The following is a 26,816-nucleotide window of genomic DNA, read 5'->3' as shown; positions in this document are numbered from 1 at the left end:
ATTTTTTATCTTAACCACATTCCTGTGGTCGCCATCCGGATCGATCAGTACGATAGTCCGGCACTTTCATCGCCCGCCTGAGGAACAAAAATGGATCGCGTGCGAAATCTTCTGGAGCAGATCCAGAGCCGCCTCGACAGCCTGAACAAGGCCGAGCGCAAGGTGGCCGAAGTGATTCTGCACAACCCGCAGCAGGCTACCCGCTTCAGTATTGCCGCCCTGGCGCAAGCCGCCCAGGTCAGCGAGCCGACGGTCAACCGTTTCTGCCGCTCGTTCGACGTCAACGGCTACCCGGAGCTGAAGATGCAGCTGGCGCAGAGCCTGGCCAGCGGCGCGGCCTACGTCAGTCGCGCCGTGGAAGCCGACGACGGCCCCGAGGCCTACACGCGGAAGATCTTCGGCAGCGCCATCACTTCCCTGGATGCCGCCTGCCAGGCCCTCGACCCGCAGATGGTCAGCCGCGCCGTCGACCTGCTGATCCAGGCCCGGCAGATCCACTTCTTCGGCCTCGGCGCCTCGGCCCCGGTGGCGCTGGACGCCCAGCACAAATTCTTCCGTTTCAACCTGGCGGTCTCGGCCCATGCCGACGTGCTGATGCAACGCATGCTGGCCTCGGTGGCCCATACCGGCGACCTGTTCGTGATCATTTCCTACACCGGGCGCACCCGCGAGCTGGTGGAGGTGGCGCGCCTGGCGCGGGAGAACGGTGCCTCGGTGCTCGGCCTCACCGCCGCCGGCTCGCCCCTGGCCAAGGCCAGCACCCTGAGCCTGGACATTCCCTTACCCGAGGACACCGACATCTACATGCCGATGACCTCACGCATCATCCAGCTGACCGTGCTCGACGTACTGGCCACCGGCATGACCTTGCGCCGCGGCGTGGATTTCCAGCCGCACCTGCGCAAGATCAAGGAAAGCCTCACCGCCAGCCGCTACCCGGCCGACGAAGAGCCCAACTGAGCCGCACCCGGCATCGCCCGCCGTCCGCGCGGCGGCGATGCCCGGGGACTCCTTCATGAGCGCAGCAGCGACACCCCGGACATCTCGGCAGGCTGCGCCAGCCCCATCAGCTGTAGCAGGGTCGGCGCGATATCGCACAGGCGCCCGTCCGCCAGCTCGAACTGTCCCGCCCGGCCACTGACCAGAATCAGCGGCACCGGGTTGAGGGTGTGGGCGGTGTGCACCTGCCCCGACTCGGCATCGAGCATCTGCTCGACGTTGCCGTGGTCGGCGGTGATCAGGCATTCGCCGCCCGCCGCCAGGGTCGCCTCGACCACCTGAGCCAGGCACCGGTCCAGCGCCTCCACCGCCTCGACCGCCGCCGCGAAGGCGCCGGTGTGGCCGACCATGTCGCCGTTGGCATAGTTGCAGACGATCAGGTCGTAGGCCTGGCTGGCGATCGCCTCGACCAGTCGCCCGGTCAGCTCCGGCGCACTCATCTGCGGCTGCAGGTCGTAGGACGCCACATCGGGCGAGGCCACCAGGATGCGCTCCTCGCCGGCGAAGGGCTGCTCGCGGCCGCCATTGAAGAAGAAGGTGACGTGGGCGTACTTTTCCGTCTCGGCGATCCGCAGCTGGGTCTTGCCCAGCCCCGCGAGGTACTCGCCCAGGCTGTTGCTCAGGCGCTCCGGCGGGAAGGCGCAGGGGCCGTCGAGCCGGTCCGAGTAGCGGGTCAGGGTCAGCAGACGCTGCTTGGCCAGCACCCGCTCGCGACTGAAGCCCGCGAACGCCGGATCGATCAACGCCTGGCACAACTGCCGCGCGCGGTCCGGGCGGAAATTCATGAACACCAGGGCATCCTCGTCCGCCACCCGCACCGGCTCACCGATCGCGGTGGCCTTGACGAATTCGTCCGACTCGCCGCGCCCATAGGCGGCCGCCAGCCCCTCCTCGGCACTGGCCGCCTGGTACTCGGCGCGCCCCTCGACTATCAGACCATGGGCCGCCTCGATGCGCTCCCAGCGGTTGTCCCGGTCCATCGCGTAGTAGCGACCGATCAGCGAGGCGATACGTCCCTTGCCCAGGCGCGCCAGCTCGGCCTCCAGCCCGGCGATGTCCGCCCGGGCACTCCTGGGCGGCGTGTCGCGGCCATCGAGGAAGGCGTGCACGTAGAAGCGCTCGATGCCGCGGGCGGCCAGCACCCGGCAAGCAGCCAGGATCTGCTCGCTGTGACTGTGCACGCCGCCCGGCGACAGCAGGCCGAGCAGGTGCACGGCGCCGCCGCGACGCCGGGCCCCGTCGAGCAGCTCGGTCAACGCCGGGTTGCCGGCGAACTCGCCATCGGCGATGGCCTTGTTGATCCGCGTGAAGTTCTGGTACACCACGCGCCCGGCGCCGAGGTTCATGTGGCCGACCTCGGAGTTGCCCATCTGACCCTCGGGCAGGCCGACGGCCAGCCCCGAGGTGGCGATGCGGCTGTGCGGGTAGTGCTGGAACAGGGCATCCAGGGTCGGCGTATGCGCCGCCGCCAGGGCATTGGCCTCGGCCTCCTGACGCAGGCCGATGCCGTCGAGAATGATCAGGGTACGGGTAGTCATGCCGATCGCCTTCAGAAGATGTAATCGGTAGTCAGGAAGCTCGATTCGCGGTTGCGAATGATCTCGCTGACCAGCGCCTTGTTGCTGTCCTGGAATTTGGTCGCCACCAGGGTACGGATGGAGAACACCCGCAGGGCGTCGTGCACCGACAGGGTGCCCTCGGCCGAGTTCTTGCGGCCGTTGAACGGGTAGCTGTCCGGGCCGCGCTGGCACTGGGCGTTGATGTTGATGCGACCGACCTGGTTGGCGAAGGCATCGACCAGACGACCAACCTGGGCGGAGTGGCTGCCGAAGATGCTCAGCTGCTGGCCGAAGTCGGATTCGAGCACATAGTCGATCACCGTCTGCAGGTCGCGGTAGGGCACCACCGGCACCACCGGGCCGAACTGCTCCTCCTGGTACACGCGCATGTCCGCCGCCACCGGGTAGAGCACGGCCGGGTAGAAGAACGAGCCGCGACTCTCGCCGCCGCCGGGATTCACCACCCGCGCGCCCTTGGCCACGGCATCGGCCACCAGGCCGGCGAGGTAGTCGGTCTTGCCCTCCTCGGGCAGCGGCGTCAGCGCCACGCCGGGCTCCCAGGGCATACCCGGCTTGAGCGCGGCGAGCCTGCTGGTGAACTTGTCGAGGAAGCTGTCGACCACCTCCTCGTGGACGAAGAGGATCTTCAGGGCCGTGCAGCGCTGGCCGTTGAACGACAGGGCGCCGCTGAGCGCCTCGCTGACCGCGCTGTCCAGATCGACCTCGGGCAGGACGATGCCCGGATTCTTCGCATCCAGCCCCAGCGCGGCGCGCAGCCGATGGGGGCGCGGGTGCAGCTTCTTCAGGGCACTGGCGCCCTTGTGGGTGCCGATAAAGGCGAACACGTCGATCTTGCCACTGGCCATCAGCGCGCTGACCGCTTCGCGACCACCACTGTAGATGACATTGATCACCCCGGCCGGGAAGCTGTCGCGAAACGCCTCGAGCAACGGGCGGATCAGCAGCACGCCGAACTTGGCTGGCTTGAACACCACGGTGTTGCCCATGATCAGTGCCGGGATCAGCGTGGTGAAGGTCTCGTTCAGCGGGTAGTTGTAGGGCCCCATGCACAGGGTCACGCCCAGCGGTACGCGACGGATCTGGCCGAGGGTGTCCTGCTCCAGCTCGAAGCGACTGGAGCGGCGATCCAGCTCCTTCAGCGCGCCAATGGTATCGACGATGTAGTCGCAGGTGCGGTCGAACTCCTTCTCCGAATCCTTGAGGTTCTTGCCGATTTCCCACATCAGCAGCTTTACCACCTGCTCGCGCTGCTCGCGCATGCGCACCAGGAAGGCCTCGACATGGGCAATGCGCTCGACCACGCGCATGGTCGGCCAGGCGCCCTGGCCGTTGTCATAGGCGCGCACCGCCGCATCCAGGGCCAGCAACGCCGACTCGGCGTCGAGCTCCGGGGTGCTGCCGAGTATCACCTGCCGGTCGCCCTGCTCGGTCGCCAGAAACACTGGACTGCGCACCGGCGCCACGGGACCTTCCCAGGTGCGCAGCTGGCCATCGACCAGGTATTCGCGCTGCTCGATCGGCGCACCGAGACGATAGGCCTCGGGAATCTCGGCCAGTGTCGGAAACAGCGAGCTGAGACGGCTTGCGGTGGTCATGGCATTACCTCATCTGAGAGCAAGTGGGCGAGACTCCAGCGCACTGGAGCCCCTCACCCGGTGCGAACAACATCTGCGACGGCGGCCCGCAGCCGCGGCGCAGGGCTCGGCGCTAGCCGATCTGGCGGCGCGCCAGCAAGGCCTCGGCGCTGTAGGGGGCGCGCTCTTGCAGCGCTTCCTCGATGCGCAGCAGCTGGTTGTACTTGCCGACCCGATCGGAACGACACAGCGAGCCGGTCTTGATCTGCCCTGCGCAGGTGGCGACCGCCAGGTCGGCGATGGTGGTGTCCTCCGTCTCGCCGGAGCGGTGGGAGATCACCGCCGTGTAGCCGGCGTTCTGCGCCATGCGAATGGCGTCGAAGGTTTCGCTGAGGCTGCCGATCTGGTTGAACTTGATCAGGATCGAGTTGCCGATGCCGCGCTCGATGCCCTGGGCGAGGATCTTGGTATTGGTGACGAACAGGTCGTCGCCAACCAACTGCACGCGCTGCCCGAGCTTGTCGGTCAGCGCGGCCCAGCCGGCCCAGTCGCTTTCGTCCATGCCGTCTTCGATCGAAACGATCGGGTAGCGCTCGCACAGGCCGGCCAGGTAGTCGGCAAAGCCTGCGGAGTCGAAGCTCTTGCCCTCACCCGCCAGCACATAGCGGCCGTCGCGGTAGAACTCCGAGGCGGCACAGTCCAGCGCCAGGGTGATGTCCTGGCCCAGCACGTAGCCGGCACGCTGCACCGCCTTCTGGATGACCACCAGCGCCTCCTCGTTGGAGGTCAGCGAGGGGGCGAAACCGCCCTCGTCGCCCACGGCCGTGCTCAGGCCGCGCTCGCTCAGCTCCGCCTTGAGGCAGTGGAAGACCTCCGCCCCCATGCGCAGTGCCTCCTTGAAGGAGCCGGCGCCGACCGGCTGGATCATGAACTCCTGGATATCGACGTTGTTGTCGGCATGCTCTCCGCCGTTGATGATGTTCATCATCGGCACCGGCATGCTGAACCGGCCCGGCGCGCCGAAGAGCGCGGCCAGGTGTTCGTAAAGGGCCAGGCCCTGGGCCGAGGCGGCCGCCCGGGCGGTGGCCAGGGACACGGCGAGAATGGCGTTGGCGCCCAGCTCGGCCTTGCTCTCGGTGCCGTCCAGGGCAATCATCGCCGCGTCGACTGCGCGCTGCTGCAGCGCATCGAGGCCGAGCACGCAGTCACGGATTGCGCCATTGACGTTGGCCACCGCCCGCATCACCCCTTTGCCCTGGTAACGTGCCGCGCCGTCGCGCAGCTCCAGGGCCTCGCGGGTACCTGTGGACGCCCCGGACGGCACACTGGCAACGCCGACCGCGCCACCCTCGAGGGTCACCACCGCTTCGACCGTCGGATTGCCGCGCGAATCGAGGATTTCCCGGGCCGCGACCTGCTGGATAAGGGTCTTGCTATTCATCGTATTCGGCACCATTGGCAGTAGTTGGATTCAGCGCGGCACAGGGCGCCGCGGCGAGCAGTTCACGCTGCTCGGCATAAGCCTCGCGAAAATCGAAATCCCGTGGCCAGCCATGTTCGCTGTCGGCGACGGCGCCCTTGGCCTGTTCTTGCATGCTCGAGTTCATCACAGAAATCCCCTGGCTCAACAAATCGGGTCGCCCACGCGGATCACCCGCAGGCAATTGGTACCGCCTTGCGCATTGGCGTGATCGCCCCGCGAAATCAGCAGGTGATCACCCGCCTCCACCACGCCACGGCGCAGCAGCTCATCGACGGCGCGGGCATTGACCTCGTCCACCGGGAAGCTGTCGCAATCGAATGGAATGGTCTGCACGCCACGGAACAGGGCCACGCGGTTCTGCGTGCGCGGGTTGCGCGAGAAGGCATAGATCGGCAGGTGCGAGCGAATCCGCGACATCAGTCGCGGCGTGTCGCCGCTTTCGGTCATGCAGATGATCGCCTTGACCCCGTGCAGGTGGTTGGCCGCATACATGGCCGCCATGGCGATCGACTCGTCGATCTTGTGGAACACCTCATCCATGCGGTGCTTGGAGCGATGGGTCTGCGGATGCTTCTCCGCCCCGACGATGACCCGGCGCATGGCCTCGACCGTTTCGATCGGGTAGGCACCGGCGGCGGTCTCGGCCGAGAGCATCACCGCGTCGGTGCCGTCGAGCACCGCGTTGGCCACGTCAAACACCTCGGCACGGGTCGGCATCGACTGGGTGATCATCGACTCCATCATCTGCGTCGCGGTGATCACCACCCGGTTGAGGGTGCGCGCCCGCTCGATGATCAGCTTCTGCACCCCTACCAGCTCGGCGTCGCCGATCTCCACGCCCAGATCGCCACGCGCCACCATCACGCCTTCGGACGCCTCGATGATGGCATCCAGTACGCGCAGATCATTGACCGTTTCGGCCCGCTCGATCTTGGCGATCAGCCCGGCCTCGCCGCCGGCCTCGCGCATCAGGCGGCGGGCGTGCTGCATGTCGGCGGCATCGCGGGGGAAGGACACGGCCAGGTAGTCGACCTGCATCCGCGCCGCCGTGCGGATGTCCTCGCAGTCTTTCTCGGTCAGGGCCGAGGCCGACAGGCCGCCGCCCTTGCGGTTGATGCCCTTGTTGTTGGACAGCGGGCCGCCGACCAGCACCTCGCAGACCAGCTTGCTGCCCTCGAGCCGCAGCACCTTGAGCTCGATCCGCCCATCGTCCAGCAGCAGGATATCGTCCGGGCGGCTGTCGTTGATCAAGGCCTCGTAATCGATGCCGACGGCGTTCTCGTCGCCGGCATTCTTGTCCAGCCCGGCATCGAGCACGAAGACCTGGCCCTTGTGCACCTGCACCTTGCCTGCGACGAAACGGGCGATGCGGATCTTCGGCCCCTGCAGGTCCGCCAGCACCGCGACGAAACGACCGTGCTTGCGCGCCATCTCGCGCACCAGATCGGCCCGAGCGATGTGGTCTTCGGCACTGCCATGGGAGAAGTTCAGCCGCACCACATCCACCCCGGCCAATACCAGGCCTTCGATGGCCTCGGGCGACTGCGTGGCCGGCCCCAGGGTGGCGACAATTTTTGTTCTTCGCTGCATAGCTGAGTGTCCTCAAAGACGTGTGAAGCGGACTGGGCAAACCTGGGCCCGAGCAGACCCGACAGGGACCGGCGTGCGGCGCGCACAGGGCCCGCAGCCGCGAGCATCTACCCCCTGACCATATGGTTGCTTTAACAAACCCAGCTATTGATACTCGGATTAAATAGATTAATCAAGGCAAAATGTTGTAATAAAAACAACATAACTGAAGTGGCTGGTTAAAGGCTTGGGCCCGGGCGCGGCCGAGCGCCCCCCAGAAGCAGCGTCGCGCGGGATCGCCACGGGCTGCAGCCAGTGTCGGTGGGAACAGAGGGACGACGCAGGCGCTCTGGCGAGCGGCGGCGCCAGGGACAGAAGCCTCAGCCCCGCCGTGCGTACAGCCGCAGGGCACCTTCTTCGCCGGCCTGCAGGCTCAGGCTGTCGAGGCCGCAGCTGGCCGCTTCGACACAGAGAAAGCCCAGCGCCTCGTTCCAGCCGACATCGGTCAGCGGCCGGCTGCCGGGGTGCCAGACCACGCTGTTGGCGCCGCCGCCGGTGTCCAGCAGCAGGCGCCGCTGCCACTCCAGGTCCTGCAACTGCAGCAGGCCGGCACGCCGGAAGATCCGGTGGCAGCCGTCCTCGATGCGCAGCTCGCCCTGCTGCAGGCAGTCGCTGCGGCTCAGCAGGTCGTGGCCCCAGGCCCCCTCCAGACCGAGCAGCGCCACCCGCGCCACATCGCCGACCCGCCAGTAGGCATGCAGGGCGTGGCTCAGCTGGCAGGGTTCGCTGTCGGCATGCCGGGTGACCAGGCGCAGGCTCATGGCCTCGCCCAGCTCGGCCTCCAGCGTCACCTGCCAGTCACACAGTTCCAACTGCCAGCGCAGACTCACGCCTTGCGCCTGCACCTCGCTGGATAGCAGTTGCCAATCGCTCAAACGCGCCCAGCCATGGGAGGGCCAGCCGCTCTCGGTCGGGTGACGACCGAACCACGGCCAGCAGATCGGCACACCACCGCGAACGGGACCATGGGGCTGCCAGCGACTGGCGCACCACAGCCAGGGCTGGTCGCCGCTGGGCTGAAAATGCAGGAGCTGCGCGCCCTGACGGCTGAACGCCGCCCGGCAAAGGGGGTGCTCGATCAGCAGCAGCTCGCGCCCCTGATGGTGCACCCAGCGCAGCGCCGAGCTGTCGGCCTGCAGAAACAGCTCAGCCAGGGGATGCCCTGCGGTGCCCCCTGGCTGAGCTGCCGGCTCGCCTTGCGGCAAGCCGGACTGAAGCCGCGACCTAAGCGACGGCATCGCGCCTTACCACCAGTACTCGACCTGGGCGCCGAAGTTCGAGCCATGCCGGGCACTGCCGAACACGCCGCTGTCGGACAGCGCCGAGCCGGCCGCCATCTGGCTGGCGGCATCCTGGGCCGCCTGGTTCCAGGTCGCGTAGGTGTAGTACAGACGGAACTCGGGACGCGCCCAGAAGCCCGGCCCGGCCGGCGACCAGGTCGGCGCCACGGTGAACTTGCTCAGCTTGCGCGTGCCGCCGCTGGCATCGACCTGGTCGTGGCCCAGTTCGCCGACCAGCTTGAACTGCTCGGTGAAGGCATAGCTGGTGCGGCCGCCGACCGACAGCCAGTTCTCGTCGTCCATGTCGGCGCGCCTGTCCTTCTGGTAGACCACCAGGAACTGGCCACCCAGGCGTGGGGTGATCTGCCAGTCGAAGTGCTCCACCATGCGGTAGCGCTTGGCACTGTCATCGAGCATCACGTCGCCGGTCGAGCCCAGGGCAGTGCCCGGACCTGGGCCGTACTGCAGGGCCAGGGTGTTGCTGCCGCCCATGCCGAGGAAGTCCTGCTGCTTGTGCTGCGCGGTGATCGACCAGCCGCTGTGGGCGCCCTCGATATGCCGAGGCTTGTCGATAAAGCTCAGGCCGAACTCCAGCTCGCCATTGGGGTTGGTGTCGAAGCCGGCGACGTTGAAGTCGTGGCGGTTGATGTACTCCTTCTGGAACACGCTGTCCTTGCGCGAGAAGGCGTAGCTGTACTTCAGGCCGCCCAGCTCGTAGTCCTCGATGCCGGCACCGGTAGCGCTCTGGTTCCAGTAGAAGAAGTCGCTGATATGAATGTCGTTGCGCTTGTAGTAGCGACGCCCCGCCCACAGCGAGCCGCCACCCAGCGCCGGTACCTTGCTCCACTCCGCATAAGCCTGGGACATCCGCGAGAAACCATGGTCGCCGGTGAACTCCGGCGTATGGCCGTATTCGTTGAACAACTGCGCCATGCCCTCGACGCTGACCACCGAGCCGTCGTCCAGGGTCAGCAGATCCTGACGCAGATCCAGCTCGGCATACTGCTCGCACTCGTTGCCCAGGCGAAACTTCGACAGCGCCCCCGGCAACTGGAAGCACGACTGGCGGTCGCCATCGGAACTGCCGGCGCCACTGCGCACATAACCGCTGAACTCCAGTGCCTGTGCGGCACCCGGTAATGCCAGATAGCCCAGGGTAATCGCCAGGCCAAGACTCTTCGCTGCTCTCATATCCACTCCAGTTTTGTTTTTATTGTGTTTACTACTTAGCGCAGTCAGCTCAGCCCCAGGCAACGCCAGGGGAGCCGCAGACGCGGAACCATGCGCGCCGCGAGCCCTGAGCCAAACCACCTCGACCACCGGCCTGCTGACACAGACCACCCAGAGGCCCATGTAATGTTGTTAACATAACAAGGCGCGCTATTGATACACGTAACAAACTCCGCAATCAAGGCAATAGCTTGTTATAAAACAACATTCATAAAAGGATTCTAGGACTCGCCGCGGCCGCTCCGGAGGCACCGCATCGGCAGATCTCGGGCCGCGATCCGATGCACTCAATGGACCTTGAGCTGAGCCACCTTGGCCGCCTGCTCGGCAGCCGGAACCTTGCCCGGCAACAGGCGCTCGCCGCTCTGGGCGTCGAACAGCAGCACCCGATCCGGGTCGAATTGCAGCTCAAGGGTCGCGCCGACCTCTGGCGCCTGATCCGGCGCCAGGCGGCAGCACACCTTGGTCTGGTTGAGACTGACGAACACCAGGGTGTCCGGGCCGGTCGGTTCGGTGACCTCGACCTCGGCGCGGATGCTCGGCTGCAGCGATTCGCCGCCCTGGGCCAGCTGGATCAGTTCCGGGCGGATGCCGAGGATCACCTCGCGCTGCTCCATGCCCTCCTCCATCGCCCCCAGGGGCAGCTCGCAGCGGGCCTGGCCGCTGTCGAGCAGGGCCCACAGCTGGCCGTCGCGGCGCTTCAGGCGCAGCGGGATGAAGTTCATCGGCGGCGAACCGATGAAGCTCGCGACAAAGAGATTCGCCGGGTCGTTGTAGATCTGCTGCGGGGTGCCGAACTGCTGGATGATGCCGTCCTTCATCACCGCCACCTTGTCGCCCAGGGTCATGGCCTCGATCTGGTCGTGGGTGACGTAGACCGTGGTGGTCTTCAGGCGCTGGTGCATCAGCTTGATCTCGGTACGCATCTCCACCCGCAGCTTGGCGTCGAGGTTGGACAGCGGCTCGTCGAACAGGTAGATCTTCGGCCGCCGCGCCAGGGCCCGGCCCATGGCCACGCGCTGCTGCTGGCCGCCGGAGAGCTGGCCAGGCTTGCGGCCCAGCAGGTGCTCGATCTGCAGCAGCTTGGCCACCCGCTCGACCTCCTGCTCGATCGCCGCCGGGTCCATCTTACGCATCTTCAGGCCGAAGGCGATGTTGTCGCGCACCGTCATGGTCGGGTACAGGGCGTAGGACTGGAACACCATGGCGATGTCGCGGTCCTTGGGGCTCATGCCGCTGATGTCCCCATCGTCCACCAGGATCGCGCCACCGGTGATGTCTTCCAGGCCGGCGATGCAGTTCATCAGGGTCGACTTGCCGCAGCCGGAGGGGCCGACCAGGATCAGGAACTCGCCCGAGTCGATGGACAGCTCGATGTTCTTCAGGGTGTCCGGCAGACCGCTGCCGTAGGATTTGTTGACGTTGCGTAGTTCGAGGGTTGCCATTGTTGTGTCCTCAACCTTTGACGGCGCCGGCAGTCAGCCCGCGCAAAAAGTACTTACCGGCCAGCACGTAGACCACCAGGGTGGGCAAGCCGGCGATCATCGCCGCGGCCATGTCGACGTTGTATTCCTTGATCCCGGTGCTGGTGTTGACCAGGTTGTTCAGCGCCACCGTGATGGGCTGGGTATCGCCGCTGGCGAACACCACGCCGAACAGGAAGTCGTTCCAGATCTGGGTGAACTGCCAGATCAGGCAGACCATGATGATCGGCACCGACATCGGCAGCAGGATCTTGCCGAAGATGGTGAAGAAGCCCGCGCCGTCCAGCCGTGCCGCCCGCACCAGGGCATCGGGGATGCTCACGTAGTAGTTGCGGAAGAACAGCGTGGTGAAGGCCAGGCCGTAGACCACATGGATCAGCACCAGGCCGCTGGTGGTGTTGGCCAGGCCGAGCTGGCCGAGGGTGAAGGACGCCGGCAGCAGCACCACCTGGAACGGCAGGAAGCAGCCGAACAGCAGCAGGCCGAAGAACAGCTGTGAGCCGCGGAAGCGCCACATGGCCAGGACGTAGCCGTTCAGGGCGCCGAGCAGGGTCGAGATCAGCACCGCCGGCACGGTGATCTTCACCGAGTTCCAGAAGAAGCCGCCGACGCTGTCCCAGGCCTTCAGCCAGCCGATCGCGGTGAACAGCTCGGGCCAGGACAGCAGGTTGCCGGTGCGGATGTCGTCCGGGGTCTTGAAGCTGGTGAGCAGCATGATCACCAGCGGAATCAGGTAGACCGCGCAGGCCACCAGCAGGGTCGCGTAGATCGCCACACGGCCCGGAGTCAGAGCACGCTTAGTCATGGCGCTTGTTCCTCAGTTCGGAGTACAGGTACGGCACCAGGATCGCCAGCACCGCGCCGAGCATCAGGATCGCGCTGGCGGCGCCGAGGCCCATCTGGCCGCGGGTGAAGGTGTGGGCATACATGAACATCGCCGGCAGGTCGGAGGAGTAGCCTGGGCCGCCCGCGGTCATCGAGGCGACCAGGTCGAAGCTCTTGATCGCGATGTGGGCGAGGATCATCAGGGCACTGAAGAACACCGGACCGAGGCTCGGCAGGACGATGCGCAGGTAGATGTTCGGCAGGCTGGCGCCGTCCACCTGGGCGGCGCGGATGATCGACTGGTCGACGCCGCGCAGGCCGGCGAGGAACAGCGCCATGACGAAGCCGGAGGCCTGCCATACCGCAGCCATCACCAGGCAGTACACCACGTACTGCGGGTCCACCAGCCAGTCGAAACGAAAGCCTTCCCAGCCCCAGTCGCGCAGCAGCTTGTCCAGGCCCAGGCCGGGATTGAGCAGCCATTTCCAGGCGGTGCCGGTGACGATCATCGACAGGGCCATGGGGTAGAGGAAGATGGTGCGAATGAACCCTTCGCGGCGGATGCGCTGATCCAGCAGCACCGCCAGCAGCACGCCGATCACCAGGCTGATGGCGATGAACAGGCCACCGAAGACCATCAGGTTCTTGCTCGCCACCCACCAGCGGTCGTTGTCCAGCAGGCGCTGGTATTGCTCCAGGCCGACCCACTTGTAGCTGGGCATGAAGCGCGAGTTGGTGAACGACAGCAGCAAGGTCCACAGGATGTAGCCGTAGAAGCCGACCGTAATGATCAGCATGCTCGGCGACAGCACCAGCTTCGGCAGCCAGTGCTGCAGCGCATCCAGCTTTGATGCCTTGGTAAAGACTGCGATTGAGCTCATAACACAGGTCCATCACGTCGAGGGGACAGATTCAGGGCGCAACTATCCAGGGCGCGGTTTTCACCGCACCCGGAAAGCCGAGTCACCTGGGGAAAGCCGCCGGGCTTGCCGGCGGCCAGGGCTGCCTTACTGCACAGCCTTGATCGCGGCGGCCAGTTGCTGCGCGGCGCGCTGCGGGTCGCCTTGCGGGTCGTTGAAGAAGTTGGTCACCACATCGAACACCGCACCCTGCACGTAGCTGGAAGCGGCCATGCCGTGAGCCAGGCTCGGCTGCAGGCCACCGTTGCCGGCCGCCGCCTTGAAGTCGGCCATGGAGGCCTGGGCGCAGGCGTCGAAGCCGCTCATGTCCTGGTCCAGACGCACCGGGATCGAGCCCTTGTTCTGGTTGAAGAACTCCTGGAACTGCGGCGACATGACGGTCTCGGCCAGATCGGCCTGGGCCTTGCGGTTGTCTTCATCGCTGAGCTTGAACATGGCCAGCGAATCGATGTTGTAGGCGAAGCTGCCCTGGGTGCCCGGGAACGGCAGGCACTGATAGTCCTTGCCCGCCACCTTGCCGGCGGCGCTCCACTCGCTCTTGGCCCAGTCGCCCATCACCTGCATGCCGGCCTTGCCGTTGATCACCAGGCCGGTGGCGGCATTCCAGTCGCGACCGGCGGCGTTGGCGTCGATGTAACCGCGCAGCTTCTTCAGGGCGGCGAAGGCCTCGACCATCTTCGGCCCGGTGAGGGTCGCCTCATCCTGCTCGACGAAGGCCTTGTGGAAGCCCTCCGCGCCCAGGACGCTGAACACCAGGTCCTCGAACACGGTGCTGTCCTGCCAGGGCTGACCGCCGTGGGCCAGGGGAATGAAGCCGGCGGCCTTGAGCTGCTCGGCGGCGGCGAAGAATTCGTCGAGGGTGGTCGGCGGCGTGGCGCCGGCCTTGGCGAAGACTTCGGGGTTGATCCACAGCCAGTTGACCCGGTGCACGTTGACCGGCACGGCGACGTAATCACCCTCGTACTTCATCACGTTGGCCACCTGCTCGGGCAGCAGCCTGTCCCACTGCTGCTGCTCGGCGACGCCGTTGAGGTCGGTCAGCAGACCCAGCTCGCCCCACTCCTGGATGTCCGGGCCCTTGATCTGGGCGGCGGCAGGCGGGTTGCCCGATACGGCACGGGTCTTCAATACGGTCATGGCTGCTTCGCCACCACCACCGGCAACGGCGAAGTCCTTCCAACTATGGCCTTTCTCTTCGACCAGCTTCTGCAGGGTGTCGGCGGCGCGCTTCTCGCCACCGGAGGTCCACCAGTGCAGCACTTCGACTTCACCGGCATGGGCAGCCAGCGGCAGCAGATAGGCGAGAGAAACAGCAGTTGTCAGGCGGGAGATCGCATTCATGAATGGCACCTATTTGTTGTTGTTATCAACGGGCAAGTCTGATGCTTGCGCTGGATTGAATAGTATCCAGGGGCTCGTGTGCCGTGGGTAACGAAGGGATGCACAAAGGTCACGACCTTGTTACATAAGCCGGAACCGGCGCAGCGTCGGCATTGCAGGACGGAATCGAGCCGGATGGGCTACCGAGCGCCATGATACGCGCCAGGGCCTCGTCATGCCGGCAGCGGCGCCGCTGCGGCAGGCCTTCGCACAAAGAAAAGCCCGGGCGATCGCAACCGATCGTCCCGGGCCGACGAGTCCACACCCCAGGTCCGCCCGATGGGAAGGCTCAGGCGAAAGCCATGACCTCGGGTAGCGGCTTGCGCGGTTTCTGCGGCCAATTGCCGGGCGCCGGGTAGCCGGCGGTGACCAGCATCACCGGCACCTCATTGGCGGCCAGGTCGAACTCGCGCGACACCGCCGCGGCGTCGAAGCCGCTCATCGGCCCCGTTGCCAGGCCCACGCCCTCGGCAGCCAGCATCAGCGTCATGGCCGCCAGAGAAGCCGAGCGCAGCGCCTCGTCACGCTGCAATTGCGGGTTGCCCTGGTGCGAATCGGTGGCCGCGGCAACCCAGCCTTCGGCGAACTCCGGTGCCAGGATCCCCGCTGCCACGGCGGGCTCGAGCGCCCGCGCGAGCCCCTCATGGGCCGCCAGTGTGCCGCAGACGATGTAGGTGACCGGCGCTTGCAGCACCTGCTGCTGGCCGTAGGCCGCCGCATGCAGGCGCGCCTTGGCGGCGGCCGAACGCACGGCGATGAATTTCCAGTTCTGCAGGTTGTACGCCGAGGGCGCGCGAGCGGCCAGGCGCACCAGCTCGCTGACCTGCTCGTCCGTCAGGTCGCGCTCGACATCGTAGCGGCCCGTGGAGATCCGACCTTCGATGAGCTGCTTGATGAAATCGGACATGAGATCCTCCTCAGTGATTGGCCGTTGTGGCCGGTGGCGGCCAGATTGAAGATCAGCGCTGGTACTGGACAGGCGTCACGGCCGCCGGCGCCGGCGCGCTGGACGCCCACTGCACGGCCAGGATGCTGCCGAGCACCGCGACCATGCCCAGCAGGGAAACCCCGTCCATGCTCTGGCCCAGCAACGCCCAGCCGAGAATCACCGCCGTCAGGGGGCTGAGCAGGCCCAGGGACGACACCGCGACCGGCGTCAGACGGGCAATGCCGCGAAACCACAGTACGTAGGCCAGCAGAGCGCCGAATATCGACAGGTAGGCGTAACTCAGCACCTGGGTGAGGCTCAGGCTCGGCAGCGGCGGATCCAGGCTCCAGGCCACGGGCACCAGTAACAGCCCGCCCAGCAGCAGCTGCCAGCCGGTAAAGGCCAGCACCGACACCTCGGGGCGCCAGCGCCGCGCCAGGTAGGTCCCGGCCGCCATGCAGGCGGTGCCGACTAAGGCCGCGGCGATGCCGAGCGGGTCCCACACCGCCCCCGGCGAAAGCAGCAGCGCGGCCATCCCGGCGACCCCGACCACGCCGGCGCCGAGGGCCAGGTTGGCCGGCTGGCGGTGGTCCAGGCTCCAGACCAGGCCCATCACCAGCAGCGGTTGCAGCGCCCCGACCACCGCCGCCAGGCCCCCGGGCAGGCGGTAGGCGGCGATGAACAGCAAGGCCTGAAAGAAGCCGATATTCAGCGCCGCCAGCACCGCCAGGCGTCCCCAGGACGCGCGAGCCGGCAGGTGGCGGCTGTACAGCACCAGCAGCAGGCCAGCCGGCAGGGTACGCAACAGGGCCGCGGTGAAGGGCCGGTCCGGCGGCAGCAGTTCGGTGGTGACTATATAGGTCGACCCCCAGATGGCCGGGGCCAGCGCGGTGATCAGCACATCGACCCAGGACACAGTCGCTTGCTTGGCGCTCATGCAATTACCTTCAATTCAAGATAAAATCAGAGCCTCCCACATAACAATCTTGATATCAAGATAAAAGGGCTCGCCTGATGAGCACAGATCGACGACCGGACGCGGTAGACACCATCCTCGAGCAGTGGCGCCGCGAACGTCCGGACCTGCAACTCGGCCCCATGGGCACCATCGGCCGCCTCAAGCGCTGCTCCACCCTGCTCGGCCGCCGCCTGGACGAAACCTTCGCCGCCTTTGGCCTGAGCTTCTGGGAATTCGACGTGCTGGCGACGCTCAGGCGCTCCGGTGCCCCCTACTGCCTGGCGCCGACCGAGCTGTTCGCCACCCTGATGGTCACCTCGGGCACCATGACCCACCGCCTGAAGAGCCTGGAGGCCAGCGGCTGGGTGCAGCGCGAGGCGAACCCGCAGGATGCCCGCAGCCTGCTGGTGCGCCTGACGGACAGCGGCAAGGACCTGATCGACCGCGCGGTGACGGCCCATGTGGAGAACGAGCGGCGCATCATGGCGCCGCTGGATGCCGCCGAGCTGGCGGCGCTGGATGCCGGTCTGAGCCGGCTGCTGGTGATGCTGGAGTCGGCCCAGGACTGAGCCGCCAGGGATTACGGCGCCTGGCGAGCACCTTGCTTGGACGTGCGGCGCGCTAATCGGGCTGGCGCGGCAACATCAGGGTCACGCGCAGCCCCCCGTCGCGCAGGTTGCGCAGACTCAGCTCGCCGCCGTGGCTGTGGGCGATGTTGCGCGCGATACCGAGGCCCAGCCCGTAGCCCGGCTGCTGCCCGGCCAGGCGGAAATGCGGTTCGAACACCTGCTCCAGGCGCTGCTCCGGCACCCCCGGCCCTTCGTCATCGACGTGCAGAACGAAGGCCTTGCCATCGTCCTCGATGTGCAGGTGGGCCCGCTCGCCGTACTTCAGCGCGTTGTCCACCAGGTTACCGATGCAGCGCTTGAGCGCCAGCGGCTTGCCCGAATAACTGGCCAGCGCCCGGCCGTCCAGGGTCACCCGACCGTTGCCGGCCGGCGCCAGGTAGGGTTCGATCACACCGTTCAACAGGTAGTTGAGGTCGACCGGCTCGATGTTCTCGTGGATGTCGGTGTCCTTGACGCACTGCAGCGCGCCCTTGACCAGCATCTCCAGCTCATCCAGGTCGCGACTGAACTTGGCCTGCAGCTCCTCGTCATCGAGCAGTTCGACGCGCAGGCGCAGGCGGGTGATGGGCGTGCGCAGATCATGGGAGATGGCGCTGAACAACTGGCTGCGTTCGCGCAGATAGCGACCGATGCGCTCGCGCATGGCGTTGAAGGCGCGGCTGACCTCCACCACCTCGCTACCGCCCGCCTCGGGCAGCGGCTGCACCTCGCTGCCCAGGGACATTTCCCGCGCCGCCACGGCCAGGCGCTTGAGCGGCCGGCTCTGCCAATGCACCAGCACCCCGATGAACAGCAACAGGAAGCTGCTGGTGAGGATGATGAACCACAGCTGCTGGGCCGGCAGCCCTTGCTGCTCCAGGCTGACGTAGGGCTCGGGCATCAGCGAGGCCAGGTACAGCCACTCGTTCGGCGCGATCTGAATCTGGGTGACCAGCACCGGCGGGTTCAGCGGTTCCAGGCTCAGGGCGTAATGGGCCCAGGAGCGCGGCAGCTGGTCGAGCTTCAGCGCGCTGTTGAAGATCAGCAGGTCGTCCGGGCTGACGAATTGCACCAGCAGGTCGAGGTCCTTGCCCAGCCGCTCGCGCAGGGTCGCGTCGACCTCGTCCAGCACCGCGCGCTTGCGCGGGGTTTCCGCCATCCACTGCATGTTCAGGGGCTTGTCGTTGAGCGACACGAAGAAGCGCGTGCCGCCCATGTTGCGCAGCTGGTCGAGCACCAGCGGCCGGAAGCCCAGGGGCAGGGAGCGGAAGTAGCCGACGCTGGCGGCCATCGACTGGCCCAGGCTGCGCGCACTGGTGACCAGCCCCTCCATCTGGCTGGCGCGCAGCTGCGACACCCAGATCACGCTGGACAGCGCCTGGGCCAGCAACACCACCAGCAGGGTCAGCAGCAGCATGCGCGCCAGCAGCGAGCGCGGCACCGGCAGCAGCCGGCGCGGATTAATGGCCATCGCCGAGATAGGGCGTGACGTTGGCCGCCAGCTGGTAACCGCTGCCGCGCACCGTGCGGATCAGCCGCGAGGGCTTTTCCGTGTCGCGCAGGCGCTGGCGCAGGCGGCTGACCGCCATGTCGACGATGCGCTCCAGCGGCATCACCTCGCGGCCACGGGTGGCATTGCCAATGGTGTCGCGGTCGAGGATCTGCTGCGGGTGGTCGAGGAACAGCTTGAGCAGGGCGAAATCGGCACCGGAGAGGATCACCTCCTCGCCATCGGCATGGAACAGGCGGTGGCTGACCATGTCCAGGCGCCACTCGTCGAAGGCCAGCACCTCGCTGCCGCGCTCGTGACTGAAGTGGGCGCGGCGCAGCAGGGCCTTGATCCGCGCCAGCAACTCGCGCGGGCTGAAGGGCTTGCCCAGGTAGTCGTCGGCGCCCAGCTCCAGGCCGATGACCCGGTCGGCCTCGTCGGAACTGGCGGTGAGCATGATCACCGGCACCTGGGCGAAACGCTGGTGCTCGCGCACCCAGCGGCACAGGCTGAATCCGTCCTCGTCGGGCAGCATCACATCGAGGATCACCAGATCCGCCGGCTCGGCGCACAGGCCCTGGCGAAAGCCCGCACCATCGCCGACCGTGCGCACCTGGAAGCCGGCGCGGCTCAGGTAGGTGTGCAGCAGCTCGCGTATTTCCTGGTCATCATCGACCAGCAGAATGGATTTTCCGGGTTGACCCACAGTTCGCCGTCCTTCTTGTTGTCGGCCCGACACGCGGTGCGCGCGCCGCGCGGCAAGCTTAGCGCGACCAGGGGTGCAGGTGCAGCCTCGGCCAAGACGATCGGGCACCGTCCACGCCGGCGAACACCCTCGCCTGCGGACGGCCTGCCTACCCTCTTCCCAGCGCCTGCTGCAGCGCCACGCCGGCGCCCATCAGCCCTGGGTACTCGGCCGTCACCAGCCACACCGGTATACCGTCGAAGTAGCTACTCATCACACCCTTGTCACGCAGGCAGCGGGCAAAGCCGCTGGCCAGGAACAGCTCGGCGAAGCGCGGCACCACGCCACCGACTATGTAGACGCCGCCGCGCCCACCGAGGCTCAACACGTTGTTGCCAGCGGCGCGGCCGAGCCAGCAGCAGAACTGCTCGATCACCTGCAGGGCAACGGCATCGCCGTCCAGCGCCGCCGCCGTGATCTCGGCCGGCGACTGCAGCCGCGGCGCATGGCCGTCGAGGCTGCAGATCGCCCGATAGAGCAGCAGCAGACCGCCGCCACTGAGCACGTCCTCGGCGCGCACGTGGTCGAGCTGGCGATACAGCTGCTGCCACAGCTCGGCTTCACGCGGACTGCCGATCGGCAGGTCGACATGACCGCCCTCCCCCGGCAAGGCCAGCCAGCTGCCGTCGGCCGACTCCAGCAGGGTGCCGACACCCAGGCCGGTGCCCGGGCCGATCACCACGCAGGGCCGGTTCGCCTCGGGCTCGCCCGGGCACACCAGGCGCCGCTCGTCTTCGCGCAGGCGGGTCATGCCCAGGGCCATGGCGGAAAAATCGTTGACCAGCAGCAGCTCGCGCACCTGCAAGGTCTCGCAGAACGCCGCGCGACTGATGCGCCAGTGGTTGTTGGTGAAGCGGAACAGGTCGCCGCTGACCGGCCCGGCGCAGGCCAGGCACACCGACTCCACCGCCCCCAGTGGCAACCCCAGCTCGGCCAGGTAGGCGCTGATCGCCGCCTCCGGCCCCAGGTAGTCGGCGGTGGCCAATACCCGCACCGACTCCAGCTGCTCGTCGCGCCACAGGGCGAAGCGCGCATTGGTGCCGCCGATATCGCCGACCAGCGCCAGATTCACTTCAGCGACTCCAGGCTGCTGGTGAAGGCCGTGGCGCCCTGCTCGGCCGAGCTGAAGGCCTGGCGCATGAAGGCGAACAGTTCGCGACCACAGCCCACGGCATTGGACAGGGTGTCGAGCGCCGGCTCACGGGCGGCCAGCTCGGCGGCGTCGACCAGCACCTGCAGCTCGCCGCTCTTGCCGTCGACGCGGATGACGTCGCCATCGCGTACCCGCGCCAGCGGGCCGCCATCGAACGCCTCGGGGCAGACATGGATGGCCGCCGGGATCTTGCCCGAGGCGCCGGACATGCGCCCGTCGGTGACCAGCGCCACCTTGAAGCCACGGTCCTGCAGCACGCCGAGGAAGGGGGTCATCTTGTGCAGCTCGGGCATGCCGTTGCTGCGCGGCCCCTGGAAGCGCATCACCGCGACGAAATCGCGCTCCAGCTCGCCGGCCTTGAAGGCATCGGCCAGCTCCTGCTGGTCCTGGAACACCCGCGCCGGCGCCTCGACCACCTGGTGCTCGGGCGCCACGGCGGACACCTTCATGACCCCGCGACCGATATTGCCCTGCATCAGGCGCAGGCCACCCTCGGCGGAGAAGGGATTGGCCACCGGGCGCAGCACGCTTTCGTCATGGCTCTTGCTCGGGCCGTCGCGCCACACCAGCTGGCCGTCCTCGAGGAAGGGCTCGCGGGTATAGCGGGACAGGCCACGGCCGGCCACGGTGTTGACATCTTCGTGCAGCAGACCGGCCTCGAGCAGCTCGCGAATCAGGAAAGCCATGCCGCCGGCGGCCTGGAAGTGGTTGATGTCGGATTTGCCGTTGGGGTAGACGTGGGCCAGGGTCGGGGTCACGGCCGACAGATCGGCCATGTCCTGCCAGGTCAGCTGGATGCCGGCGGCCTGGGCGATGGCCGGCATGTGCAGGGTATGGTTGGTCGAGCCGCCGGTGGCGTTCAGCGCCACGATGGAGTTGACCAGGCAGCGCTCGTCGACGATCTCGCCGAGCGGCATGAACTGGCCGCTCTGCCTGGTCAGACGGGTGATCTGCTGCGCCGCCTCGCGGGTCAGGGCGTCGCGCAGCGGGGTACCCGGATTGACGAAGGAGGCGCCCGGCAGGTGCAGGCCCATCACCTCCATCAACAGCTGGTTGGTGTTGGCGGTGCCATAGAAGGTGCAGGTACCGGGGCTGTGGTAAGCGGCCATCTCCGCCTCCAGCAGCTCATCGCGGGTCGCCTTGCCCTCGGCGTAGCGCTGGCGCACATCGGCCTTCTCCTTGTTCGACAGACCGGACGGCATCGGGCCGGCCGGCACGAACAGGCTCGGCAGGTGGCCGAAACGCAGGGCGCCCATCATCAGGCCCGGGACGATCTTGTCGCAGATGCCCAGGTAGACAACCGCATCGAACATGTTGTGGGACAGGGCCACGGCGGTGGCCATGGCGATCACCTCGCGGCTGGCGATGCCCAGCTCCATGCCCGGCTCGCCCTGGGTGACCCCGTCGCACATGGCCGGCACGCCACCGGCGAACTGGCCGACCGAGCCGACCTCGCGCAGGGCCTGCTTGATCCGCTCGGGATAGTCCAGATACGGCTGATGAGCCGAGAGCATGTCGTTATAAGCAGAAACAATGGCCACGTTGGCCGCGTCCATCAGGCGCAGGGTCTGCTTGTCCTGGCTGCCGCAACCGGCCACGCCGTGGGCGAAATTGGCGCACTGCAGCTTGCCGCGCTGCGGGCCCTCGCTGGCGGCCGCATGAATCATCGCCAGGTAGCGCTCGCGCGTGGGGCGGCTGCGGGCGATCAGGCGGTCAGTTACCTCAAGGACGCGGGGATGCATGTTGTCGACTCCAGGCTGGCGAATGGCGATATTTTGTACTTACTACAAAAATATTGCCAGTAAAAAGGCTTGATTTCTATACCTGCGGATATAATCTTGTAATTCCAACAACAAATTCACGAGACCACAGCCATGACCCTACGAATCGCCATCAATGGCTTCGGCCGCATCGGTCGCAACGTCCTGCGCGCCCTGTACAGCCAGAACTATCGCCAGCAACTGCAGGTCGTGGCCATCAACGACCTGGGCGACAGCGCGATCAATGCCCACCTGCTCAAATATGACAGCGTGCACGGCATCTTCGAGGGCGAGGTCGAATCCGATCGCGAAAGCCTGACCGTCAACGGCGACCGCATCGCCGTCAGCGCCATCCGCAACCCTGCCGAACTGCCGTGGAAGGCCCTGCAGGTCGACGTGGTCTTCGAGTGCACCGGCCTGTTCACCGAGCGCGACAAGGCCGCCGCCCACCTGGCTGCCGGCGCACGCAAGGTGATCATCTCGGCCCCGGCCAAGGGCGCCGACGCCACCGTGGTGTTCGGCGTCAACCAGAACCTGTTGCGCCAGTCCATGCAGATCATCTCCAACGCCTCCTGCACCACCAACTGCCTGGCCCCGGTGGCCCAGGTGCTGCAGCGCGAGCTGGGCATCGAGCAGGGCCTGATGACCACCATCCACGCCTACACCAACGACCAGAACCTCTCCGACGTCTATCACGGTGACCCCTATCGCGCGCGCTCGGCGACCCAGTCGATGATCCCGACCAAGACCGGCGCCGCCGAGGCAGTGGGCCTGGTGCTCCCGGAACTGGCCGGCAAGCTGACCGGCATGGCCGTGCGGGTGCCGGTGATCAACGTCTCGCTGGTCGACCTGACCCTGCAGGTCAAGCGCGAAACCAGCGCCGAGGAGGTCAATGCCCTGCTCAAGGCCGCCAGCGAGAAGTCGCCGGTGCTCGGCTACAACAGCCTGCCCCTGGTGTCCTGCGACTTCAACCACAATCCACTGTCGTCGATCTTCGACGCCAACCACACCAAGGTCAGCGGCAAGCTGGTCAAGGTCATGGCCTGGTACGACAACGAATGGGGCTTCTCCAACCGCATGCTCGACAGCTGCCTGGCCCTGTGCAACGCCCCCGAAGCCTGAGGCTCGCGCCCCGTCAGCCCCCAACCAGGACGCCCCGATGAGCCGCATCAGCTTTACCACGGCCGCCATGCCGGCGCGCAAGCGCATTGCCCTGGTCGCCCATGACCACTGCAAGGCCTTCCTGCTCGACTGGGCCGAACGACAGCGCGAGCGACTGGCCAGGCATCACCTGCTGGCCACCGGCACCACTGGCCTGCTGCTGGGCAAGCGCCTGGAGCAGCCGGTCGAGAGCATGATCAGCGGCCCGCTCGGCGGCGACCAGCAGCTAGGCGCCCGTATCGCCGAACGCCAGGTGGACATCCTGGTGTTCTTCTGGGACCCCTTCGAGCCGCAGCCTCACGACCCGGACGTCAAGGCCCTGCTACGGGTTGCCGCGGTGTGGAATATTCCAGTCGCCTGCAACGAAAGCAGCGCCGACTACCTGCTCGGTAGCGCGCTGCTCGAGCAGGCGCACGAATACCGCATCCCGGACTACGCCAGCTACCTCGCAAGCCGCCAATAGGCCACAGGCGCCGGGATATCCCCGGCGCTCCCCTCCTCGCAGCCCTGTAGGCCGGCAAACCGCGGCGCAGCGATCTGACGCGAGCTTTGGCCTATTTCGCGGGCCGCCTGTAACAAAACAACTCTCCCCCCGTCAGATGGAACAGGAGCGGCACCTCGCTTCCCGGCTCGGCACCAATAATGTCGAGCCGAGGCGATCACCGTTCTATGCTCAGTCTGAGCGCTTCATCCCGATCAACCATATGGAGATACCCACGATGAAAACCACTGCTTCCCATGCTGTTTCGGCCGCCGGTCTCGCTCTCGCTCTGGGGGCAGCCCTGGCGATCTCCTCGGCGCCTCTCACCGCCCAGGCGGCGGAGAACGAGAAGTGCTACGGCGTATCAATGCAAGGCAAGAACGACTGCGCCGCAGGCCCAGGTACCACCTGTGCCGGCACCGCGAAGACCGACTATCAGGGCAACGCCTGGAAATTCGTCCCGGAGGGCACCTGCAAGGAAATCGCCTCGCCGACCTCGCCGACCGGCTTCGGCCAGCTCGAGGCCTTCGAGGAAGTGAAGTCCTGATCGGCCAGCAGGAGCGCTGTTGATGATCCCCACCCCCAATCCCCCTGTCAGCAGCGCCCCTGCGCTTCGGCCCGCGCTTCCCAGCCGGGCCGGCATCAGCCTTAAATCGCAGCATTTCGAGGAGATTCTCGATAACCCGCCAGCCGTTGGCTTCTTCGAGGTCCATGCGGAGAACTACATGGTCGCCGGCGGCCCGTTCCACCACTACCTGGGGCTGATCCGCGAGCGCTATCCCCTGTCGATTCACGGCGTCGGATTGTCCATAGGCGGCCAGCAGGCCCTCGACAGCGAACACCTGCAGCGCCTGGCCAGGCTGCTCGAACGCTATCAACCCGAATCATTTTCCGAGCACCTGGCCTGGTCGAGCCATGGCGAGGTGTTCCTCAACGACTTGCTGCCGATCTGCTACGACGCACAGACCCTCGAGCGGGTCTGCGCCCACGTCGATCAGGTCCAGCAGCACCTGCAGCGGCAGATGCTGCTGGAGAATCCGGCAACCTACCTGCAGTTCGCCGGCTCCACCCTGGACGAGGCCCACTTCATCAACGAAGTGGTGCGCCGCACCGGCTGCGGCCTGCTGCTCGACGTCAACAACATCTATGTCTCCTGCATCAACCACCACTGGGATGCCCAGGCCTACCTGCGCGCCCTGCCGCTCGATGCGGTGGGCGAGATCCACCTGGCCGGCTTCACCGAGGACCGGGATGGCGCCGGCGACCGCCTGCTGATCGACAGTCACGGCGCGCCGGTCGACAACGCAGTGTGGAGGCTCTTCGAGGACGCCCTGGGGCTGATCGGACCGACCCCCACCCTGCTCGAACGGGACAACGCGGTGCCGCCGCTGGATGCACTGGTGCGCGAAGCGCAGCAGGCCCAGGCGCTGCTCGACTCCTGTGAGCCGCGCCCGCAGCAGGCCCGGGCATGAGCATGCAGCAGCAGTTCGCCGCCGCCCTGCTCGATCCGCAGCTCGATTGCCCGGCACAGCTGCGCGCCTGGAACGGCTCGGACCCGGCGAAGCGTTTCGCCGTCTACCGCAACAACGTACTCAGTTCCCTGATCGATGCCCTGGCCGCCAGTTTCCCGGTGGTTCAGCAACTGGTCGGCGAAACCTTCTTCCGCGCCATGGCGGCCGAGCATGTGCGCAGCGCGCCACCACGCTCGCGCCTGGTGGTCGACTACGGCGCAGACTTCCCGGTCTTTATCGAAGGCTTCTCCCCGGCCGGCGGACTGCCTTACCTGGCTGACGTGGCACGCCTGGAGCTGCTGCGCATTCACGCCTACCACGCCGCCGACGCCGAACCGGTGAACCAGCAGGCCCTGGCCGCTGCCCTGGCGACGCCGGAGCGCGTCGGCGCCCTGCACTTCCAGCTGCATCCCTCGCTCCAGGTGCTCGAATCGGCCTTCGCGGTGGTCTCGCTCTGGGCCGCCCATCAGGGCGAAGGGCAGATCGCCCGCGTCGATCCCGGTCAGGGCGAGTGCGCCCTGGTGCGCCGTCACGGCCTAACGGTCGAAGTCTCGGCCATCCGCCCGGGCGAGGCGACCTTTGCCCAGGCCCTGCAACAGGACCAAGCGCTGGCCCGCGCAGCCGAGCGCGCCCTGGCGCGTGATCCCCACTTCGACCTTGGCAGCTGCCTTGGCCAACTGCTGGCCTGTGGCGCCATTACCCAGTTCGCGTACGACAGCGAGGAACAATAACCATGAACAATTCCGCCTCCGCGCCTGCCCGCCTGATCGCCTGGGCGGTCGACCTGTGCCAGCAGATCCCCTACAGCCTGATCGCCTTCCTCGGCCGCTTCTCCATTGCCGCCGTGTTCTGGAAGTCGGGGCAAACCAAGATCGAGGGGCTGGCCATCGACATCGTCTCCGGCAGCTTCGAACTGGGCATGCCCAGGCTCTCGGCTTCGGCCGTGCCGCTGTTCGAGCACGAATACCAGGTGCCGCTGCTGCCGCCCGAAATTGCGGCCTACATGGCGGCGTTCGCCGAGCACCTGTTTCCCATCCTCATCCTGCTCGGCCTGGCCACGCGCTTCTCGGCCCTGGCCCTGTTCGGCATGACCCTGGTGATCCAGCTGTTCGTCTACCCGGACGCCTACCCGGTCCACGGGGTCTGGGCAGCCGTACTGCTGTTCCTCGCCGCCAAGGGTCCCGGCGCGTTGTCGATCGACCATTTAATTGCCCGGCAGTATGGTTATAATCGCTGACCTTCGATACCAGAAACCCCATGGCCATGCGTCTTCGCCTGATCCTCTGCCTGCTGCTCTGCCTGGCGCTGCCCCTCAATGGGCTGGCGGCGCTGGCCATGCCGGCCGAGCCATGCCCGATGCCCGCACAGGCCCATGAGGCGTTGATTCAAGCCGGGACTGATTGCTGCGATGCCCAGAAAAGCGCGCAGCTCGGCAGCAAGGTGTGCAAGAACGGCCAGCAATGCCAGAGCAGCAGCCTGCTGCAGGTGACGGTCGACAAGCCGGCGCTTGTCACCCCGGGCGTGCCCTCACCGCCCCGCTACAACGACTTCATCCCTTCCCCGACCCCCGAAGGCCTCTGGCGCCCTCCCCGCGCCTGACTTCCGTCATGTTCTGAACGCTGCTGCGCGCCTCGCCTG

The 26,816-nt window shown here is 66.7% G+C and carries 26 protein-coding genes; 9 read left to right on the top strand and 17 right to left on the bottom strand.

Annotated features, from left to right (window positions below; genetic code table 11):
- Positions 1-99: 99 nt before the first annotated feature.
- Positions 100-960, top strand: a complete 861-nt coding sequence (locus KDW96_RS20940) for a MurR/RpiR family transcriptional regulator (RefSeq protein ID WP_255840589.1) — start codon at positions 100-102, stop codon at positions 958-960.
- Between the two features lie 53 nt (positions 961-1,013).
- Here KDW96_RS20940 and gpmI read toward each other — a convergent pair whose 3' ends face one another.
- The 13 genes from gpmI to KDW96_RS20875 form a co-directional block, all read right to left on the bottom strand.
- A complete protein-coding gene (gene gpmI, locus KDW96_RS20935; protein WP_255838146.1) occupies positions 1,014-2,537 on the bottom strand; it encodes a 2,3-bisphosphoglycerate-independent phosphoglycerate mutase in 1,524 nt (507 codons plus the stop codon).
- 11 nt (positions 2,538-2,548) lie between these two features.
- The gene (locus tag KDW96_RS20930; RefSeq protein WP_255838145.1) at positions 2,549-4,174 is read right to left on the bottom strand and encodes an NADP-dependent glyceraldehyde-3-phosphate dehydrogenase; all 1,626 of its coding nucleotides are present in this window, start codon (positions 4,172-4,174) and stop codon (positions 2,549-2,551) included.
- Between the two features lie 112 nt (positions 4,175-4,286).
- Positions 4,287-5,594, bottom strand: coding sequence for a phosphopyruvate hydratase (gene eno, locus KDW96_RS20925; RefSeq protein WP_255838144.1), 1,308 nt, complete (start codon positions 5,592-5,594; stop codon positions 4,287-4,289).
- Positions 5,587-5,748, bottom strand: coding sequence for a hypothetical protein (locus KDW96_RS20920; RefSeq protein WP_255838143.1), 162 nt, complete (start codon positions 5,746-5,748; stop codon positions 5,587-5,589). Before KDW96_RS20920 ends, eno begins: the two co-directional genes overlap by 8 nt.
- Positions 5,749-5,777: 29 nt before the next feature.
- Positions 5,778-7,226: a pyruvate kinase gene (gene pyk, locus KDW96_RS20915; protein WP_255838142.1), complete on the bottom strand. Its 1,449-nt coding sequence runs from the start codon at positions 7,224-7,226 to the stop codon at positions 5,778-5,780.
- 359 nt (positions 7,227-7,585) lie between these two features.
- The gene (locus KDW96_RS20910) at positions 7,586-8,503 is read right to left on the bottom strand and encodes a D-hexose-6-phosphate mutarotase (RefSeq protein WP_255838141.1); all 918 of its coding nucleotides are present in this window, start codon (positions 8,501-8,503) and stop codon (positions 7,586-7,588) included.
- Between the two features lie 6 nt (positions 8,504-8,509).
- Positions 8,510-9,736, bottom strand: a complete 1,227-nt coding sequence (locus KDW96_RS20905; protein ID WP_255838140.1) for a maltoporin — start codon at positions 9,734-9,736, stop codon at positions 8,510-8,512.
- Between the two features lie 326 nt (positions 9,737-10,062).
- Entirely contained in the window at positions 10,063-11,220 is a 1,158-nt protein-coding gene (locus tag KDW96_RS20900; RefSeq protein ID WP_255838139.1) for an ABC transporter ATP-binding protein, read from the bottom strand.
- Between the two features lie 10 nt (positions 11,221-11,230).
- Entirely contained in the window at positions 11,231-12,064 is an 834-nt protein-coding gene (locus tag KDW96_RS20895) for a carbohydrate ABC transporter permease (protein WP_255838138.1), read from the bottom strand.
- On the bottom strand, positions 12,057-12,965 hold the full coding sequence (locus KDW96_RS20890; protein ID WP_255838137.1) for a carbohydrate ABC transporter permease: 909 nt from the start codon (positions 12,963-12,965) through the stop codon (positions 12,057-12,059). The genes KDW96_RS20895 and KDW96_RS20890 overlap by 8 nt, the downstream gene beginning before the upstream one ends.
- A 126-nt stretch (positions 12,966-13,091) precedes the next feature.
- Positions 13,092-14,345, bottom strand: coding sequence for an ABC transporter substrate-binding protein (locus KDW96_RS20885; RefSeq protein WP_255838136.1), 1,254 nt, complete (start codon positions 14,343-14,345; stop codon positions 13,092-13,094).
- Positions 14,346-14,673: 328 nt separating this feature from the next.
- Positions 14,674-15,291: a nitroreductase family protein gene (locus KDW96_RS20880; RefSeq protein ID WP_255838135.1), complete on the bottom strand. Its 618-nt coding sequence runs from the start codon at positions 15,289-15,291 to the stop codon at positions 14,674-14,676.
- Between the two features lie 52 nt (positions 15,292-15,343).
- Positions 15,344-16,249 carry an EamA family transporter gene (locus KDW96_RS20875; protein WP_255838134.1) on the bottom strand — a complete coding sequence of 302 codons (906 nt, stop codon included), beginning with the start codon at positions 16,247-16,249 and terminating at the stop codon, positions 15,344-15,346.
- A 77-nt stretch (positions 16,250-16,326) separates the two neighbouring features.
- Between KDW96_RS20875 and KDW96_RS20870 the strand changes: the two genes are divergently transcribed.
- On the top strand, positions 16,327-16,839 hold the full coding sequence (locus tag KDW96_RS20870; RefSeq protein ID WP_255838133.1) for a MarR family winged helix-turn-helix transcriptional regulator: 513 nt from the start codon (positions 16,327-16,329) through the stop codon (positions 16,837-16,839).
- Positions 16,840-16,891: 52 nt separating this feature from the next.
- On the opposite strand, the gene KDW96_RS20865 is transcribed toward KDW96_RS20870, so the two are convergent.
- From KDW96_RS20865 to edd, 4 genes are all read right to left on the bottom strand, one after another.
- Entirely contained in the window at positions 16,892-18,349 is a 1,458-nt protein-coding gene (locus KDW96_RS20865; protein ID WP_304665566.1) for an ATP-binding protein, read from the bottom strand.
- Positions 18,339-19,073, bottom strand: a complete 735-nt coding sequence (locus KDW96_RS20860; RefSeq protein ID WP_255838132.1) for a response regulator — start codon at positions 19,071-19,073, stop codon at positions 18,339-18,341. Before KDW96_RS20860 ends, KDW96_RS20865 begins: the two co-directional genes overlap by 11 nt.
- A gap of 148 nt (positions 19,074-19,221) precedes the next feature.
- On the bottom strand, positions 19,222-20,184 hold the full coding sequence (locus KDW96_RS20855; protein WP_255838131.1) for a glucokinase: 963 nt from the start codon (positions 20,182-20,184) through the stop codon (positions 19,222-19,224).
- Complete coding sequence (edd, locus tag KDW96_RS20850) at positions 20,181-22,007, bottom strand: phosphogluconate dehydratase (RefSeq protein ID WP_255838130.1); 1,827 nt, start codon at positions 22,005-22,007, stop codon at positions 20,181-20,183. Before edd ends, KDW96_RS20855 begins: the two co-directional genes overlap by 4 nt.
- A gap of 132 nt (positions 22,008-22,139) precedes the next feature.
- Between edd and gap the strand changes: the two genes are divergently transcribed.
- The 7 genes from gap (at position 22,140) to KDW96_RS20815 (ending at position 26,777) form a co-directional block, all read left to right on the top strand.
- Positions 22,140-23,147: a type I glyceraldehyde-3-phosphate dehydrogenase gene (gene gap, locus KDW96_RS20845; protein ID WP_255838129.1), complete on the top strand. Its 1,008-nt coding sequence runs from the start codon at positions 22,140-22,142 to the stop codon at positions 23,145-23,147.
- 37 nt (positions 23,148-23,184) lie between these two features.
- Positions 23,185-23,649 (top strand): methylglyoxal synthase, encoded by a 465-nt coding sequence (locus KDW96_RS20840; RefSeq protein WP_255838128.1) that lies wholly within the window; start codon positions 23,185-23,187, stop codon positions 23,647-23,649.
- Positions 23,650-23,905: 256 nt separating this feature from the next.
- The gene (locus tag KDW96_RS20835) at positions 23,906-24,214 is read left to right on the top strand and encodes a BufA1 family periplasmic bufferin-type metallophore (RefSeq protein ID WP_255838127.1); all 309 of its coding nucleotides are present in this window, start codon (positions 23,906-23,908) and stop codon (positions 24,212-24,214) included.
- A gap of 22 nt (positions 24,215-24,236) precedes the next feature.
- Positions 24,237-25,139, top strand: coding sequence for an MNIO family bufferin maturase (gene bufB / locus KDW96_RS20830; RefSeq protein WP_255838126.1), 903 nt, complete (start codon positions 24,237-24,239; stop codon positions 25,137-25,139).
- Complete coding sequence (locus KDW96_RS20825) at positions 25,136-25,909, top strand: HvfC/BufC N-terminal domain-containing protein (RefSeq protein ID WP_255838125.1); 774 nt, start codon at positions 25,136-25,138, stop codon at positions 25,907-25,909. Before bufB ends, KDW96_RS20825 begins: the two co-directional genes overlap by 4 nt.
- Positions 25,910-25,911: 2 nt before the next feature.
- Positions 25,912-26,415 (top strand): DoxX family protein, encoded by a 504-nt coding sequence (locus tag KDW96_RS20820; protein ID WP_255838124.1) that lies wholly within the window; start codon positions 25,912-25,914, stop codon positions 26,413-26,415.
- A 20-nt stretch (positions 26,416-26,435) separates the two neighbouring features.
- Complete coding sequence (locus KDW96_RS20815; RefSeq protein WP_255838123.1) at positions 26,436-26,777, top strand: hypothetical protein; 342 nt, start codon at positions 26,436-26,438, stop codon at positions 26,775-26,777.
- The last annotated feature ends 39 nt before the right edge of the window (positions 26,778-26,816 follow it).

The sequence above is a fragment of the Pseudomonas benzenivorans genome (assembly GCF_024397895.1).
GTDB classification, from domain to species: Bacteria; Pseudomonadota; Gammaproteobacteria; order Pseudomonadales; family Pseudomonadaceae; genus Aquipseudomonas; species Aquipseudomonas benzenivorans_A.
The sequence above is the reverse complement of the archived record's forward strand: the minus strand, read 5'-3'. Positions and strand labels throughout refer to the sequence as shown.